The following is a 15,368-nucleotide window of genomic DNA, read 5'->3' on the forward strand; positions in this document are numbered from 1 at the left end:
CGGGGACCGGCCAGCGTGACGATGACCACGATCCTCAACGCAGGCCTGAGGATTCCATTGAGCTAAATCAAACCTCAGGAGGAGGTCCAGCCTAGCGTTCGCGCAAAATACCGCCAGGAGGGAGTTCGTCATGAACGGGAGAAGCGCACTCAAGCGTTGCTTCGTTAGCCTGATCCTGTTGCTGGTCGGCACCGCGCTCGCTGTCGCCCAGCCGTTCACGCGGCGCTCATCGCAGATGCAGCATGACGGGCTCAAAAAGACCTATGAGATCGCGAACTTCCGGCTTGGCGGCAAGTACGACCTGGCCAATCCCTCCAAATGGGAGAATGGCGGCGAGGGCGGCGTGACGCTGGAATCGCTCGGGGCAGGCAAGCTGCGTACCGGATACATCGCGATCGGCAACGCGCGGCGCAATGCCGCCGGTGAGATCACCAACGCGGTCGTGATCAATTCCTATTATTCCGGCGATTCCACCGATATGTACGAACAGTGGGTCAAGGGCGCGGCCCTGTCGGGCGGCGTCCCGATCATCGGCCCCGGACGGCCGATCGACACCGACCGCTACTACGTCATCATGGTCGACCCGCTGGGCACGTGGGGCGCAAGCAAACCTTCCGACGGCCTCGGCATCAAGTTTCCGCAGTACAGCTACTACGACATGGTGCAGGCGAACTACCGCCTGCTGCGCGACGAGTTGAAGGTGGCGCGCGTCGCGCTTGTCACGGGCGTCTCCATGGGCGGCACCCAGACCTACGTGTGGGGGGTCATGCATCCCGAATATATCGGCGCCCTGATGCCGATCGGCGGCACCACGCAGTCGGACGGTGAAGACCCCGTCGGCAACTGGACCTTCCAGATGATGACGGCCGCGATCGAGGGCGATCCGGTCTGGCAGGCGACCAAGGGCGACTACTACAATCTGCCCAAGGAGAAGCACCCGATGCCGGGTGTGGCGTTCGGTTGGTCGATTCTGGGCATGACGGGCTACGACTTCGGCTTCCGCACGACCCAGAACTGGGCCGCGGTCCAGCCCGAGATATTCTACTGGGATCCGCCGAACGAGAAGGCCGGTCTGAGTGTCACCAACCGTGCCAAGCTCTATGACGCCGTCGATCTCGTCTGGCGCAACCGGGTCGGTGAGACCCACAACATCAATCCATATCTCGGCCGCATCCAGTCGCGCACACTGGTGATGCACATCACCAACGATCTCTGGCTGAACTTCAAGCTGGCGCAGAAGGCCGTAGATCGCGTGCCGGGCGCGGACCTGATCGCGCAGGAGAGCCCGGTCGCCCATTACGGCGTGTTCCCGATCATCAACCAGCGCAAGAACGATCCGAAGTTCGTCGCCTTCATGGACGACGTCGCGGCTCTCGATCGCGCGAGGATGTTCGTCGACAAGAATTATCGCGTACCGGGGGTCGCCGAAAACATCGATCCAAGCAAGTCCTTCTGGAAGGACTTCGTGACCTATCCGTATCCGGTCAAATACGCCAGCGCCAAGGACAAGATCGGCAACACCTGGCAGATCGGTTACATGGATGAGTATGCCGGCGCCGACAAGGATCCCAAGGTCCTCATCATCATCCACGGCAAGGGCGCATTCGGCGGGCACTATGGCAACATCATGCAATATGCGCTGCGGAGTGGCTTGCGTGTGATCGTGCCAGACTTGCCGAACTACGGCATGTCCGGGCCCGGTAATCTCGATAAGAGCCCGGCGCGCACCATGCAGGATATGCGCGAGGTCATCTACGACCTCGTCGTAAACCAGCTTGGCGTCAAGAAAGCCTATTATCTCGGCCACTCGCTGGGCGGTCAGTTCGTCACTGGGTACGCCCTGACCTGGCCGGATGCGGTGCAGGGCCTCGCGCTCGAAGCACCATCCGGACTCGAGGAATACCCGCGCGACATTACGATCGCGAAAGACAAGAAGGCACCTCTGTTCCAACCGGGACTCGGTCGCGACTTCGACAAGTGGAAGCAGATCTGGGACCAGACCGGCATCCTGGCGGCGGAGAAGGCCCGGGACGAGCAGGGCATTCGCGACTTCTTCTATTTCAAGAAACGTGATCCCGACACCGGCGTGGTGTCGGCGGCGAAGAGCGGCTACTTCTTCAGCGACAGCGAATATGCGCGCTTCCATACCGAGCAGCGCGTCGGGCTTACCAAGGGCAACCCCAAGGAGCTCGAACAGTGGTGCAACGTCTTCATCTTCGACATCTATACGATCGGAGCCGAGCTCCAGCAGGATGATCCGAAGAACCTTTACGAGCGGGTCACCCAGATCAAGGCGCCGATCTTCCTCGCTTTCGGTGACAAGGAGCCGTTCATCCCGACGCCCGCCTTCAACGGGTTGACCGATCTCGGACGCGACGTCATCACGCCGTTCATGACGCGCATGACCAATGCGGGCAACCGGCCGATTCTGAAAATCTATCCGGAGACCGGGCACTTCATCCATACCGACAATCCGGTGGAATATTCCGCCGACGTCGTGGACTTCGTCACGAAGGGAACGGTCGACACCTCATCGCCCCTCGGCACAGATCGCATGATCAAGGGTTCCGTGGTATCCGCCCTGCCAGTGGCGCCAACACCTCCCGGTGCGGCACCAACCGCCGGTCTCAACAAATAGGATCGGTCTATGCCACGGGTGCAGGCGGGTGAAATCGAGCTTGGCTGGCGGGAGTGGGGCCGAGGCGAAGTGACCGTCGTCTTCATCCATGGCAATCTCGCCAGCAAGGACTGGATCGAGCTGGCTGCGCCCTTGTTTCCAACGGGCCTGCGTGTCATCGCCATCGACTGGCGCGGCTGCGGGGACAGCGACCGGCCGAAGCCTGCCGCCGATTATTCGAACTACTCCATGCAGCAGCATGCCGAGGACATGCTGGCGGCACTCGATATGCTCGACATCGGCTATTGCCATCTCGCGACGCATTCGACCGGCGGCATCATCGCGGCCCGCATGCTCTTGATGCAGCCGCAGCGTTTCGGGCGCGTGTTCGCACTCGATCCGGTGACGCCGCTCGGCATGTCTTTCAATGCCGACCAGATCGGCCTGTTTCGGGCGATGATGGCGAGCAAGGATCTGACACGGACGATCATGGCGACCGCGGCGTCCTCGCTGTTCGTGCCCGAGAGCATGGCGCCGAACGCCGTGCCTCGATTTCGGGAGGGATTGAAGGACATCCAGGCGTTGTTCGACCGCATCATCGAGCAGACCTTTGGCGTCTCCGAGGGCATCTGGATCGGAACGCCGGTCAACCTCACGAAGGAAAGAGAGAGCAGAGAGCTCGAGCGCCGCATGCCGGAGCTGAAGCATCCGCATCTGGTGCTATGGGGCGAATGGGACGGCTGGATTCTGCCATCCGATCTTCACGTCATGGCCGATGCGATGCCGGATTGCCGTCTCGTGATCGTGCCGCGCGTCGGGCACTCGATGAATCTCGAAGTACCCGCGCTCTACGCCGGTTATTTCGGCGCCTGGTTCGGAGGACTTACCGCGTAACTGCTAACACCTGAAGGGAGAGACGTCATGGCAGAGATCAATCTATCCGCAGATAACGTCCGTGCGGCGCTGACCGAGGCACTTGGCCGCCTGCGTAAGGCCAACGCCGACTATTTCGAGATGCTGGAGAAGGGGATCAGTTCGTCGCCTCTGCCGATCGCGAACCAGGCGAAGGAGTTTTGCAGTTTCATGCAGCGCAATGTCACAGCGACCCTGGACCTCAGCGACAAGCTGATCCATGCCAAGGATGTCCAGGACGCACTCAAGCTTCAAGCCGATTTCTTCCAGGAGCAGATGCGGGCCCTGACCGACCAGACCAAGACCATGGGTGAGGCGGCGATGAAGGCGGCCGGCGGCATGTTCAGTCCGAAGAGCTGAGACTGCAACCACGGTACTGACAGACGCGGTAGCGTCAGAAAGGTCTGGTATGGCCGAGACCAACAAGCTTTCTGTCGAAAAGGCACTCCAGAAGTTGCTTCGCGACGAACCCTTGGAAACGGCGAGCGAGCAACGAGACGAAAAAGCCGAGGCGCTCAGGGAGGAGATCAAGCGCATGCGCGCGCAGAGATCGCGTCTTGAGCGATCACCCGGCAAGGGCAAGTGAGATCCGGTTTGATCGGATGATGCCCCGGTTTTTCGTCGGCATGCCGGCCGGTGTCGCCAACAGCTGGTCGGTGGCCGTGCTGTTCGAGGTTCTGCGCAAGACGCTCGACAATCTGGCCGTTTTCAAAGCGCCCGGCTTCACATGGCCGTAAGCCGAAGAGCGGAGCGGGCGCAGCATGCGTGATATCGCCACATCGGGGTTCGTTGCCGATTTCCTGTTCGGCTTCGGCGCGCTGTTCGCGATCATCAATCCCTACGGACTGGCCTTCATCTTCCTCGACAAGACGAGAGGTCTTTCTGAAGACGAGCGCGCGAGCCTTGCGCTGCGGGTTGCCGGATATGCCTTCGTGGTCCTGCTGGTGTCGCTGTTTCTGGGCAGCCAGATCCTCAACTTCTTCGGCGTGACCATCCCGGCGCTTCGGATTGCCGGCGGCCTCGTGGTCGCAGCGACAGGCTGGTCCATGCTCCACGCACCCTCGGGCCCGGCCGGGCCTCACGAGGTCTCGTCCCCCGATCATGCGACCATGAAACGCATGGCCTTCTTTCCCCTCACAATTCCGCTGACGACCGGGCCGGGAACGATCGCGACAGCCATCGCGATCGGGATTAGCCGCACCAGCAGCCTCGATGCGATGTTCCAGTCATCGATCGTTTCGCTTCTGGTGGCGTTCGCCGTGACTGCCGCGATCTACCACGCCTACCGGAAATCGAGCGCAATGGCGCGCCTGTTCGGCGAGGAGGGCACCAGCGTGGTGACGAAACTGTCAGCTTTCCTGCTGCTCTGCATCGGCGTGCAGATCATCCTCACCGGCGTTTCCGAGGTCGCGCGGTCCATATTGGACAGCGCTTCGCGCGCTATTCAATAGGTGGAAGCACGCCGACCGCACAATCGGCCAATGCGACTCCGAGGTTGGTCCGGTGATGATCAGGTAGAGTCCGTCTCTATCGGCGTTTGGCGCTCTACCTCGAGCGGTTTGAGCCTTCCAGCCATTCCTCAGGAAAAACCGTCCTCTGAACCTACGGTCAAAAGCCGCGGTCAGTGATCTGTCACCGCTCCTCCAAACAACGCTAGCCAAGAAGTTGAACTCATTGCAAATTCTGACGATCCGCGCGGAGCTCGCGTACAATGCTACGGTGACGAGCTACGAATGGACCCTCGCAAATTCGGCACTACGCCGATTGGGCGGGCAGGGGACTTCGTCAGGAACGCGGCTAAGCGTGCCGCTATGAGGCTACCTGATGGGCGAGCTAGCCTGAGTCTTTCAGTCGATTGACGCTCAGATCGTCACCGATAGGCGCGTTGATTGTCGATGTTGCGTGTCTCGCGATCGGAGGCAACTGATGGCTCGATCGTCGAGCGGATCAGCATTTGAGTGAGCGCTAGAATAATAGCCCGCTGTCTTGCGGGCCAAAATCGCTCTGTGCGAAACCCAATGGCGGTCGGGCGGTCGATTTTTCTGCAATCAGACCTGTGGTAATGGGACAGAACTAAGCCGAATGGCAAAAGTCATTTCTAACAAGAGCGCAGCGGCAGGAATGTCCCATGAGCGTCTCCCAACTCACGAAGCGCGTTCGACGCGAGCTGACTTATTTGGACTATCCGGCTCGGGAGTGGACCGTCCCGCGATTTATGGACGGAGTGCCGGTTCTGGACGTGCTGGTTGTCGGCGCTGGACAGAGCGGACTGGGTATCGCGTTCGGCTTGAGGCTTGAGCGCATAGCAAACTTCAGGATCATCGATCGTTGCCAGCGCGGTTTCGAAGGACCTTGGCGCAGTTTCGCTCGGATGGAACGGTTGCGGACTCCGAAGGAGGTGACTGGGATTGATTTCGGCGTCCCGAGTCTAACGGTGCGTGCGTGGTACGAGGAAAAATTTGGGCGGCGAGCATGGGGTCGCATAGATACCGTCCCTCGGGAGGTGTGGCGCTCGTATCTGGATTGGTACCGAGACGTCCTGGACCTCCCGGTTGAGAACGAGGTCGAACTAATGTTGATTGAGCCGGCGAATGGCATCTTCCTTGCCCATCTCCGTCGTTCCGAAGGAATTGAGCGGGTGTATGCAAGAAAGATTATTCTTGCGACAGGCTTTGAGGGAAGTGGAAGGTGGGGCGCTCCTAAGTCTCTGGTCGCCCATTTGTCGGCAGATCTTTACGCACATTCGGCCGATGATATCGATTTTCGCAAGCTTGCAGGAAAGCGCATTGGTATCCTTGGTGCCGGGGCATCCGCCTTTGACAACGCAGCTCTCGCACTTGAGGCGGGCGCCGCGCGAGTAGACCTTTGCTTCCGCCGTTCGGAGATGCCGCGGGTCAACCCACTCACTTGGATGAATTTTGCCGGTATGTTGGGCCACTTCGGCGATCTGACGGACCTGGACCGCTGGCGGTTCATGCGTCACATTCTTGAGGAGCTTCCGGTCCCGCCTACACAGGACGCTTATTGGCGATGCCGCGAGTTTGAGAATTTCGCCTGGCACCCCGACTGCGGATGGAGTTTCATCGACGAAGCTTGCGGTATTGCAAGGGTTCGAAGCAGCAATCGTAGATTCGAATTCGACTTCATGATTTTTGCGAGCGGCGTTGAGGCGGATCTCTCGGCGCGTCCCGAGCTCGCCCTATTCTTTGAACAAATAGCCCTTTGGCGCGACCGCTTCACGCCTCCATCGGGCGAGGAAAGCGAGGCCCTCGCGCGCTATCCCTATTTGGGCCAAGCCTTTGAATTCACCGAGCGGCACCGCGGCACTGCTCCGTTTCTGCGAGGGCTACACAACTTTACGTTCGGAGCGATGCTGAGCCATGGAATATCAGGAGCGGCCATCACGGGGATAAAATATGGAGTGCGGCGGCTCGTAAATGGCATCGCGCGTGATCTGTTTTGCGAGGAGTCGGCAACTTATTACCGAGATCTGCTGTCATACCAGACGCCTGAGTTGCGCACCTTGGATAGTGCATTTGTCTGGTTGAGCCAGCTTGGCAGTGACGCCACTGATTTCGAGAGCTTCGCCAATCAGCTGGATCAACGCCAGTTTGCCACGCTCCGCGCCTTGTTGCAGCGATCAAGGCCCCACGAGAAATCTCCGACTGTAAGGTCTTCCCGACTCGGTCGCACGAAGCGCACCTCGCGACCGGCGCGGCTCAAGAACAAAAAGCGGAAGTGAAATAACGACGGCGTGGTAGCGCGATGTCAGTTGCTACCGCTTTCTCTCGCGCTCACCACGAGGGCCCGTGGGTCGGAAGGCCGATCGAGTATTTCTGGAAGAAATGCCGTTTGACTATAGGTCGATGATATTGGAGAATATTTGTTTCACTGCCTTGCACATATTGATCACGGCCTAACGACCACCACCATCGGGAGGTAAGCAATGGCCTTCATCGCGTTTACGAAGGTGATCGATTTTACGACATTGACCGCCGAGCAGCGAAGACAACTCAAGAGCATTCTTGGAAAGCGCGAGAAGCAGCTCAAGAAGGCAATCAAGGATGTCGAGAGCGCCCTTAGCAAACTTGAACGAACAGGTGGCAAGTCCGGAAAGCGGGCGAAGGGCAGGCGTTGATCGGACGCTGATCAATTTACGTCAGGCATGATGTTGAGCGGTGCTGGTCAACAGCTGCCACGCTTTGGCTCATCTTTCATTCCTGAAACCGATTTCATTCCTGAAACTGAGCGTAGTTCGTCCACGAGATTTCTCGCGTCTGTCAGATCGGGTGTATCCTGACCTTCGGTGAACCAAGTGTATATAGGCTCTAAGAGGGACCAAGCCTCGAAATATCTGCCTTCGTTACTCCAATGCCGCGCGAGACAGATCGAGGCACGCAACTCCCACCAGCGAGCTTGTTGTCGCCGCGCAATCGCCACGGCTCGCTGCAGTGCGGCCTCTGCCTGGTCACGCCTGCCGAGTTTTAGGTTGATGTTGCCCCGAAGACGATACAACTCGGCCTCAAAGAAACTCTCCCCTGTTGTTTCGGCCAGCTGAACGCCTTCGTCCAGCAGGCGCAGTCCAACTTCAAGCTCTCCGAGCTGGGCATGAGCGAAGGCGAGATGGCCCAAATAGAGAGTGCGGCGGCACCGTTCAGAGTTTTGGTAAGTTGCCGTCAAAGCGCCGCGCATCAGTTCGATCCCGACTTGAAGATCCCCTCCTTGGGCTAATAGCGCTCCGCGGAAAAAACGTGCTCTTCGTTCAATTGCCGCAAATTCATGCTCGATGCTGAGCGATATCGCTTCGTCGGCGTGAGCCAAAGCGCGCTTTGCGTCGCCGCCGATTGTGCCCAGAACGACTATGTTCCCCAGGGCCAGGGCCGTCGTAAAGCTTTGTTCCCTCGTTCGAGCAAGAGTTTCAGTACGCTCGACGATTGTCGTAGACTGTTTAGGATAGCCAAGGACCAATAGCGTCGTCGAGAGCCACGCCAGGCTGTTCACCGCGTCATCGACTCCGAAGCGGCGATAGGTCGATATCGTGGCTGGATTGGTTGAGCACAGTGCGAGGGCGCGATCGAGGTGTTCGCGTGCGTCGGCGAAGGCACCCGTGAGATGCAATGATTGTCCAATAAAGCGCGTGGCTAGGACGGCCACGCCGGGATGATCATGCTCTGCGGCCAACGCGAGGCCGTACCGGGCATCCTCCAGCGCTGAGCTATACTCCGCGCGCATACTGTGGGCTAGGTAGCTGCCCCACAGAATCGTCATCCGTTCTTCTAGGCTGACACTTTCGCCTAGCAGCGCGCGAGCCCGTGAGAAGACCCGCGACGTTTCAGCCGCGGCATCGCCCTCAGTTGCGGCGACTGCAGGACCAAGGGCCAGATAGAAATCCAGTTCTTTGCGATCGCGTTGCGGCGAGCTGAGCAGTTGCTGGGTCAGCTCCATTCCTCGCGTGAGATGTTTTACAGCCTCGGCATTGGAGGAGCGCCCGAGCGCGCGCTTTCCGGCCTTGAGCCAATAGTCCGTTGCCTTCTCAAGCATGCCGGCTTCGGTGAAATGGTGCGCAAGGATTTCAGGGTCGTTCACGACGGCATCCTGGAATCCTTCCTCTAGCACGCGCGCTATTTGCGCATGGAGTTGCCGCCGCCGTGTCTTCAGCAGGCTCTGATAAGCCGCATCCCTCACCAATGCGTGTTTGAAGCTATAAATGGCATCCGGCAGGTCACCTTCGCGGAAAATAAGCCCGGCCTCCTCGAGTTCGGAGAGGGAATGCTGCAACCGTGTTTCCTCTCGAGCGACCACAGCCCGCATCAAGGAATAGGAAAATTCGCGACCGATGGTGGCGCCAATCTGGGCGATCTCCTTCACCGAATGCAGGCGGTCGAGCCGCGCCATCAGGGAGTCGTGAAGGGTTTCCGGGATGGCAAAGGGCGGTAACGGTCCCCCGAGCTGATAGCGATCCTGGCATTCGATCAGAATGCCAGCTTCGAGGACAGCCTTGGTGAGTTCCTCCACGAAGAGCGGATTTCCGTCAGTCTTTGTTACGATCTGCTTCATCACGTCGATCGGAAGCGCTCGGCCATTGGCCACCTGCGTGGCAACACCTTTAACATCATCTGGGTTGAGCCGTCCGAGGACCAGGCTTCCGACATTTGCAAGACCGGTCCAGGGAGGCTCGAACTCTGGTCGAAAGGTAACCAGCGCAAGGATAGACAACTGTCGGGCTCGCTCTACGATGAGGTCGAGCAATTCGAGGGTGGTGTCGTCGGCCCACTGAACATCTTCGATAAGCAACAGGATGGGCTGTTTGCGAGAACGGCTCTCGAATTGATCGAGCAGCGCGGCAAGTGTGCGGCGACGCTGCTGGGCGGGGCTTAGCTGCGGTTTTGGATAACGGCTCGCGAATGGGATCGATAGCAGCTCAGCAAAAAGTGGTACTACCGTCTGAACTTGCGGTGCTCTCAACGAGAGGAGTGCCTCCAGCTTGTCAAGCCGCGTCTCGACGGGATCGTCCGCCTTAAATCCGGCACTCCTTTCCAACTGCTCGACCACGGGATGAAGTGCGCTGTTGGCGTGGTAAGGCGAGCACTGATAACGGAAATGCACGTGTGGTTGATGCTTAGCTGCACGTTCAGCCAGAGCCGCTGCCAAGCGCGATTTCCCGATACCCGGCTCGCCTGAGATGAGAACGATCTGGCCTTCGCCCGTGCGAGCCAAACGTTGACGTTCCACCAAGAACTCCAACTCGGAATCGCGGCCGATGACAGGGGCGAGTTCTGTCGGACGCACCGCCTCAAAGCGGCTCTCGGAAGCCGAGACGCCCTGGACGGCCCACGCGCTCACCGGCTCGCTAATGCCTTTGAGGTGGTGGGCGCCAAGGTCGCGAAGACTAAAGATATCGCCAAGGAGACGACGGGTGGAGTCTGCGACGACCACGGTGTTCGGCTCGACCAAGGCTTGCACGCGAGCCGCGATATTGGGAGCGCCCCCAACCACGGAGTGCTCCCGAAGTTTGCCTTCGCCGCCCAGGTCACCGACTACCACCATGCCGGTAGCGATACCGATACGCACCGCGAGCGGTTCTCCAGCGCGGGTTTCAAGCCGTGCGACAGCAGCAATGATATCGAGCGCAGCTCTTACAGTTCGTTCGGGATCGTCCTCGTGCGCAATGGGATAGCCGAAATACGCAAGAATGCCGTCTCCGCGAAAGTCGGCGAGAAAGCCGTCATAGGAGCGCGTGATACGAGCACAAGCAGCGTGATAGGCATCGATGACGGCGCCCATATCTTCCGGGTCAAGGCGTGCCGTCAGGGCGGTCGAATCGACCAAGTCACAGATCATTACCGTGAGGTGGCGCCGTTCCGCGTATTGCGCAATTGCAGCATTCACGACAGTGGAGGGAAGGCTGGAGGGAAGCGCACTGATCGCATTCACGAGGCGTTTCCGGTCGCCGAGTGGGATGCCAACCTTTTCGAAGTCAACTTCTGTCAATTGCGGCAACACATCGCAATCTATGGCGTTCGCGATGAACAGGGACTCATGTCGTCCTAGGCCCAAACTTTTCAGCCAAGTCCCGATTTCCATGGCAGGACCCTTGTGTGTACGAACAGCTTCAGCGCATCAGAGCCGAATATTTGCTCGTCCTACTTAATTCTATTGGAAGCCATTCAAACGAACAGTTCGGCATGACCGCACCGACAATAGCATGCTGTCGGGTCCGGACATGTGAACAGCCTCGCAATTCGCAGCATCCAAATACCTGCGGAAACGCGCGAGCGCTTCCGGTTCGCGATGATGGTTGCGACCTGGGCGGCCCGTGAAATTGAGCGGACGATACGTCCGTGAAGCCAGGCCCGCCGGCTCACGCGGGCGGCCTACTTCGCGATCCGATATTTCCTGGCCGCCTTGCGCCTTGGTGGTGTATCCGGCGTACGCTGCTTTCCGAGGTCTCAAACAGAGGCAGGAGATAATGTCGGCTACAGAAATCCTAAAGAGCGCGCTCGCGCTAGCCCTTTATACTGCGGCGACAACAACGACGCTCGCAACCGCCCAAGAAGCGACATTTTCAGAAGGCGAGCGACTTGGCCTTGCGGCGTGTTTGTCCAAATGCCCCGATAACGACAAGGCATGCAACAATCGTTGTATCTCGAGTTCTCAAACCAAGGGCCGTGTGTGGGGCGACGATGTGCGCGCTTGCATTAGGGGTTGCCGGGTAGGCACCCAAATGAAAGATCAGATATTTGGTTGTATAACGGGCTGCCGTCTTGATCGGATCGTCCGATAGAAGCGCGGTGGTAGCGTCGACACAAGCCGCTAGGGATTGCGGTACCGAAACGCAGGCGGCCCAAGCAGCAACCCGCCGGTTCACGCTGGCGGGCTGAGCGTCTCTCGCAATGCCCTAGTAGGCGCGGCGGCCGTGCCGCCGATAAGCTGCGGGGTTTTCCACGCCCGCGAAGTATGGATTAATGGCGCACTCTGCGGCGCGGCCCGATGCCGAAGCATTGCACTGAGGCAGCGATGTGTAGCTGCAATCGTAATAGTTGGCCCCCGCGCGGTAAACGTGCAGGCAAACCGGAAAGGCCGGATTATACGTCTGAGCTGCCGCCGGCTCTGTTGATGCCATCCCGATTGCCAAAATCGCCAAGGCCGGAGTACGCATTGGAACCTCCATTCGGACATTGAGAACGCGCGCGAAGCTCCACGAGCCAGTACTTCGATCGTACCCCGCGAAGGTCGCGACTGCGCCTGACGATCGCTACCAGCCCGCTGGTCACGCTGGCGGGCCGTCCCTTGTAAACTTCATTGCGATCGGTTCCGTTCCCGATCTGGAACTATACTGCTTTGGGCACAAGTGGACAGAACTGATTGCCGGTTTTTCCTATGCTCATGACCACCTGGCGACCCCATTACCGCCAAGGTAGCCTCCAAACGGCCCCGGCAACTTAGTCTTTTGCTGGGGCCGCTTTTGCGCTGGTGTCGATCAGCCGGACATAGGTCCCGCTCTCGTGCAGCTCGAGCCAGCCCTTCTCAACTGCATGCTTGATGCCGGCGCCGAACTCCAACCCGGTGGCCTTGAGCGTGTAGAGAAACGGAGCATTGAGCTTTTCGATGTGAATGCGACCGTCCTGGACAGCTTCAATGGTCTTCGCGAGCTCGACCAGTTTGCGGGCGGCGGCTTCAGGAGCGGCAAAGGCACGTTCGGCGGCGAGTTTCATGCAGATCGACTACCCGATTCTTCGTCCCCAGGCCGTACTGCTTCACCCGCACTTGTGGTTTTTGGCGTGCAGCGCGGTTCGGTCGCCAGTCATCTCACCGACGTAGTCGTCAATGGCGCTCATCAGCTTCTCGCGGTCGGCACGGCGATCCTTCCTGCCAAAGATGAGGTAGTGGCGAAGCCGGCCGAGTTCGGCCAGGTCGGCTGCTACCGCCTCGGCCCGCACTTCTTCCGCGCGCTGACGCATGCGCTCTTGGTGCCAAGCTCTCGCCGCCGCTCTGTTCTCTGCCTTGGTCATGACGCCATCGAACCGCGGCGCAGGCGAGAGTCAAATTATCGATTCCTAGCGACGCGGAATGCTCGCGAGCTACTGCCGGTCGTGGGTGTGGATAGATGCGCGACGCCATCGCTGTGATTCAAGGACCGTCTTGTCGCTCCTTCGATGCATCGCGTCGAAACACGACAGTCCATCGCGACGTCGGAAAGCTGATGAGATCGGCGGCGGCATCAGTGTTGGGATCGGGCGTCGCCTCGTCCGAACTGCGACAAATCGACTCGATCTCACCGCGACGCTTACGGCGCCACCAAGCGACGATTGTACTTGATTTTGTTGATGTTTTGGCGGAAGGGGTGGGATTCGAACCCACGGTACCCTTGCGGGCACGCCGGTTTTCAAGACCGGTTCCTTAAACCACTCGGACACCCTTCCATCTCAATAATTTCAATCGCTTACCGCCGTGCCGTAACGAACGCAATGTGAACTTGGACCCAACCTGGACCCAATCAGCTTTATGTCCCCAGAAAACTAGCCGCCAGCGAGCTGATGACGGCTGACACCGAGCTGTCGACAGTCTGCCCGCGCGTCCGCTTCGCGTAGTTCCTTAGCAACACGGCCGGATCGTCTCCTATGCGCTCCGCTACTGTGTGAACCGGGACGCCGCGGTCAAGCAGCAAGGTGGCATGTGTTCCTCGCAAATCATGGTACCTCACGGGGAAGCCGAGCAGCTTCGCCCGCCGGGCAAACTCTTTGCTGAAATTCCGGGGATTGCGTGGCGTGGTGAATGAGAAATCCTCGCCGGTGCCGGGGATGTTCGGAAACATCAACCCGTCCGCCGGGAGACGGACCAGCGATAGATCGACCTCTACGCCATCGGGGACGCCGGCGAGGATACGCTGATGCCGTTCCCGTTCCCTGAGCAGCATTGCCACCGTGGCGTCATCCAAGGCGACCGTCCGCAGTCCGCGGGCCGTCTTGGGGACCTTGACCCCGACAACGCCGGCCTTGGTGAAATCCAAGGCACGTTCAATCCGCAAGGCTTTGTTGGTCAGGTCGGACCAGCGGAGCGCCAAAACTTCATTGCGGCGGGCACCTATCGCGGCAGTCAGGGCGACAATCGGAAAGAGCGGAGAGGGCCTGAAGCCTGCCACCAGCTTGGCCAGCTCGGTTTCATCCAGCGCCACGCCATGGTCGCTTTCGCCCGGGGAGGGGATTTGATCGACTCGCCGCATGGGGTTGGCCCGCAATAGGCCCTTGCGCTCCGCCGTTGATAGGCACGAATTGAAAGTGACGTGCACGTGATGCGCCGTCATGGGCGCTATCTTGGCCTCAAGCTCGCCGTACAGCGCATCAATTTCGGTTGCCGCGAGTTTCTGCAAGGGCCGCTCGCCAAGCTTTGGTTTGACGTGAACGCGCAGCAGCTCCTCGTAACGTTCCAGCGTCCGTTGGCTGACCTTCTTCCTTTTGCGTCCTGGCGCGCCGGCCTCGATCCATTGGTCTATCCAACGGCCCACCGTGAGCTTGCTCGGATCGACGTGCTCCCCGACGTCCCCGGACCGCACCAGTGCCCGCAATTCCTTCCGGGCTTCCGTCAGGGTGCCGTGAAAGGTCTTGGTGTGCCGCTTGCCCCCGACACGATAGCGCAGCCGGTAGGTGTTCTCGCCGCGCTGATCGACGCCGCCGTCGCCGTGCGATCGCTTCATTTCGAACCTGCCACTTCTATTTGAAGAAAAGCGGCCAGCCTTCTGATGTTGGCGGCCTCAATGTCAGCGCTGATCCTAATTGCCGAGCGCGGCCGCGGTGCGGACGACGCAAATACTGATCCAAAGGAGTCATTGGGCCGGCCGTAAGTGAGTGAAGCAGTGTTGTTGTGTCGGTGGACTGTAAAAGAGACAAGGCTCTCCGCCTTCTCCCGAGACATCAACACAGCTGCTAACGCCGACTGCAAATTTGCCGCGCCCGTCCACGGACATCTGTCCCCATCAACTGGCGTTGCCCGGCAAAAGGCGCGGACTCTGATGTCGGTGTCCTGCAAACTATCGGCCGCCATCAAGGCGATGATCATCGCGGCAACTCCGCTTCCGTCGAGTGGCGTGCCGCTACCAGGGCCGCGGCTACCCACGAATTTCATCACGCCTAACTCCACAAGCGCCCGCTGCCGCGAGTAGAGCGCGTCGGCCGTGGTGCCGAACAGATTGGCCATATGGGGCAGGAATGCTTTCAGGCTTGCCATGACGTAAACGTTACCAGAAGAAATCGTTAGTGCTCAACTAACACCATTGCGAACCAAGCGTCAATACGCTAGATATGGAACATCGGCGGCGCAAACCACAACAACTTGTGCCGCA

At 59.4% G+C, this 15,368-nt stretch carries 14 protein-coding genes and 1 tRNA gene; 8 read left to right on the forward strand and 7 right to left on the reverse strand.

Annotated elements, in window-relative coordinates; translation table 11 throughout:
• Positions 1-130 precede the first annotated feature (130 nt).
• The 8 genes from ACVJ5M_RS24805 to ACVJ5M_RS24840 all read left to right on the forward strand — a co-directional run bounded on the left by ACVJ5M_RS24805 (position 131) and on the right by ACVJ5M_RS24840 (position 7,667).
• Positions 131-2,638 (forward strand): alpha/beta hydrolase, encoded by a 2,508-nt coding sequence (locus tag ACVJ5M_RS24805; protein WP_354096495.1) that lies wholly within the window; start codon positions 131-133, stop codon positions 2,636-2,638.
• Between the two features lie 9 nt (positions 2,639-2,647).
• Positions 2,648-3,511 (forward strand): alpha/beta fold hydrolase, encoded by an 864-nt coding sequence (locus tag ACVJ5M_RS24810; protein ID WP_354096496.1) that lies wholly within the window; start codon positions 2,648-2,650, stop codon positions 3,509-3,511.
• Positions 3,512-3,538: 27 nt separating this feature from the next.
• On the forward strand, positions 3,539-3,889 hold the full coding sequence (locus tag ACVJ5M_RS24815; protein WP_071913875.1) for a phasin: 351 nt from the start codon (positions 3,539-3,541) through the stop codon (positions 3,887-3,889).
• Between the two features lie 49 nt (positions 3,890-3,938).
• Entirely contained in the window at positions 3,939-4,115 is a 177-nt protein-coding gene (locus ACVJ5M_RS24820; RefSeq protein ID WP_014495244.1) for a hypothetical protein, read from the forward strand.
• Positions 4,116-4,134: 19 nt separating this feature from the next.
• Complete coding sequence (locus tag ACVJ5M_RS24825; protein WP_354099687.1) at positions 4,135-4,266, forward strand: hypothetical protein; 132 nt, start codon at positions 4,135-4,137, stop codon at positions 4,264-4,266.
• Between the two features lie 24 nt (positions 4,267-4,290).
• Positions 4,291-4,980, forward strand: a complete 690-nt coding sequence (locus ACVJ5M_RS24830) for a MarC family protein (RefSeq protein ID WP_354099686.1) — start codon at positions 4,291-4,293, stop codon at positions 4,978-4,980.
• A gap of 677 nt (positions 4,981-5,657) precedes the next feature.
• Positions 5,658-7,271, forward strand: coding sequence for an NAD(P)-binding domain-containing protein (locus tag ACVJ5M_RS24835; protein ID WP_283016499.1), 1,614 nt, complete (start codon positions 5,658-5,660; stop codon positions 7,269-7,271).
• A gap of 204 nt (positions 7,272-7,475) precedes the next feature.
• Entirely contained in the window at positions 7,476-7,667 is a 192-nt protein-coding gene (locus ACVJ5M_RS24840) for a hypothetical protein (protein WP_063983274.1), read from the forward strand.
• A gap of 47 nt (positions 7,668-7,714) precedes the next feature.
• Here ACVJ5M_RS24840 and ACVJ5M_RS24845 read toward each other — a convergent pair whose 3' ends face one another.
• The 7 genes from ACVJ5M_RS24845 to ACVJ5M_RS24875 form a co-directional block, all read right to left on the reverse strand.
• Positions 7,715-11,113, reverse strand: coding sequence for an AAA family ATPase (locus ACVJ5M_RS24845; protein ID WP_354099685.1), 3,399 nt, complete (start codon positions 11,111-11,113; stop codon positions 7,715-7,717).
• Between the two features lie 814 nt (positions 11,114-11,927).
• Positions 11,928-12,188, reverse strand: a complete 261-nt coding sequence (locus ACVJ5M_RS24850) for a DUF3551 domain-containing protein (RefSeq protein ID WP_071917452.1) — start codon at positions 12,186-12,188, stop codon at positions 11,928-11,930.
• Between the two features lie 283 nt (positions 12,189-12,471).
• Complete coding sequence (locus tag ACVJ5M_RS24855; RefSeq protein ID WP_063983276.1) at positions 12,472-12,744, reverse strand: hypothetical protein; 273 nt, start codon at positions 12,742-12,744, stop codon at positions 12,472-12,474.
• A gap of 42 nt (positions 12,745-12,786) precedes the next feature.
• Entirely contained in the window at positions 12,787-13,041 is a 255-nt protein-coding gene (locus tag ACVJ5M_RS24860) for a hypothetical protein (protein WP_038937372.1), read from the reverse strand.
• 321 nt (positions 13,042-13,362) lie between these two features.
• Positions 13,363-13,452 (reverse strand) — tRNA-Ser (locus ACVJ5M_RS24865).
• Between the two features lie 80 nt (positions 13,453-13,532).
• Positions 13,533-14,723, reverse strand: coding sequence for a phage integrase central domain-containing protein (locus ACVJ5M_RS24870; protein WP_456679401.1), 1,191 nt, complete (start codon positions 14,721-14,723; stop codon positions 13,533-13,535).
• Positions 14,720-15,253 (reverse strand): hypothetical protein, encoded by a 534-nt coding sequence (locus ACVJ5M_RS24875; protein WP_456679402.1) that lies wholly within the window; start codon positions 15,251-15,253, stop codon positions 14,720-14,722. The genes ACVJ5M_RS24870 and ACVJ5M_RS24875 overlap by 4 nt, the downstream gene beginning before the upstream one ends.
• Between the last annotated feature and the right edge of the window lie 115 nt (positions 15,254-15,368).

The organism is Bradyrhizobium sp. S3.7.6 (assembly GCF_054061875.1).

Excerpts from the sequence above, each read along its gene's own strand:
- ACVJ5M_RS24820 (WP_014495244.1), top strand. The coding sequence starts at position 3,939 with ATGGCCGAGACCAACAAGCTTTCTGTCGAAAAGGCACTCCAGAAGTTG.
- ACVJ5M_RS24860 (WP_038937372.1), bottom strand. The coding sequence starts at position 13,041 with ATGACCAAGGCAGAGAACAGAGCGGCGGCGAGAGCTTGGCACCAAGAG.
- ACVJ5M_RS24835 (WP_283016499.1), top strand. The coding sequence starts at position 5,658 with ATGAGCGTCTCCCAACTCACGAAGCGCGTTCGACGCGAGCTGACTTAT.
- ACVJ5M_RS24855 (WP_063983276.1), bottom strand. The coding sequence starts at position 12,744 with ATGAAACTCGCCGCCGAACGTGCCTTTGCCGCTCCTGAAGCCGCCGCC.
- ACVJ5M_RS24825 (WP_354099687.1), top strand. The coding sequence starts at position 4,135 with ATGCCCCGGTTTTTCGTCGGCATGCCGGCCGGTGTCGCCAACAGCTGG.
- ACVJ5M_RS24830 (WP_354099686.1), top strand. The coding sequence starts at position 4,291 with ATGCGTGATATCGCCACATCGGGGTTCGTTGCCGATTTCCTGTTCGGC.
- ACVJ5M_RS24850 (WP_071917452.1), bottom strand. The coding sequence starts at position 12,188 with ATGCGTACTCCGGCCTTGGCGATTTTGGCAATCGGGATGGCATCAACA.
- ACVJ5M_RS24805 (WP_354096495.1), top strand. The coding sequence starts at position 131 with ATGAACGGGAGAAGCGCACTCAAGCGTTGCTTCGTTAGCCTGATCCTG.
- ACVJ5M_RS24875 (WP_456679402.1), bottom strand. The coding sequence starts at position 15,253 with ATGGCAAGCCTGAAAGCATTCCTGCCCCATATGGCCAATCTGTTCGGC.
- ACVJ5M_RS24845 (WP_354099685.1), bottom strand. The coding sequence starts at position 11,113 with ATGGAAATCGGGACTTGGCTGAAAAGTTTGGGCCTAGGACGACATGAG.
- ACVJ5M_RS24810 (WP_354096496.1), top strand. The coding sequence starts at position 2,648 with ATGCCACGGGTGCAGGCGGGTGAAATCGAGCTTGGCTGGCGGGAGTGG.
- ACVJ5M_RS24815 (WP_071913875.1), top strand. The coding sequence starts at position 3,539 with ATGGCAGAGATCAATCTATCCGCAGATAACGTCCGTGCGGCGCTGACC.
- ACVJ5M_RS24840 (WP_063983274.1), top strand. The coding sequence starts at position 7,476 with ATGGCCTTCATCGCGTTTACGAAGGTGATCGATTTTACGACATTGACC.
- ACVJ5M_RS24870 (WP_456679401.1), bottom strand. The coding sequence starts at position 14,723 with ATGAAGCGATCGCACGGCGACGGCGGCGTCGATCAGCGCGGCGAGAAC.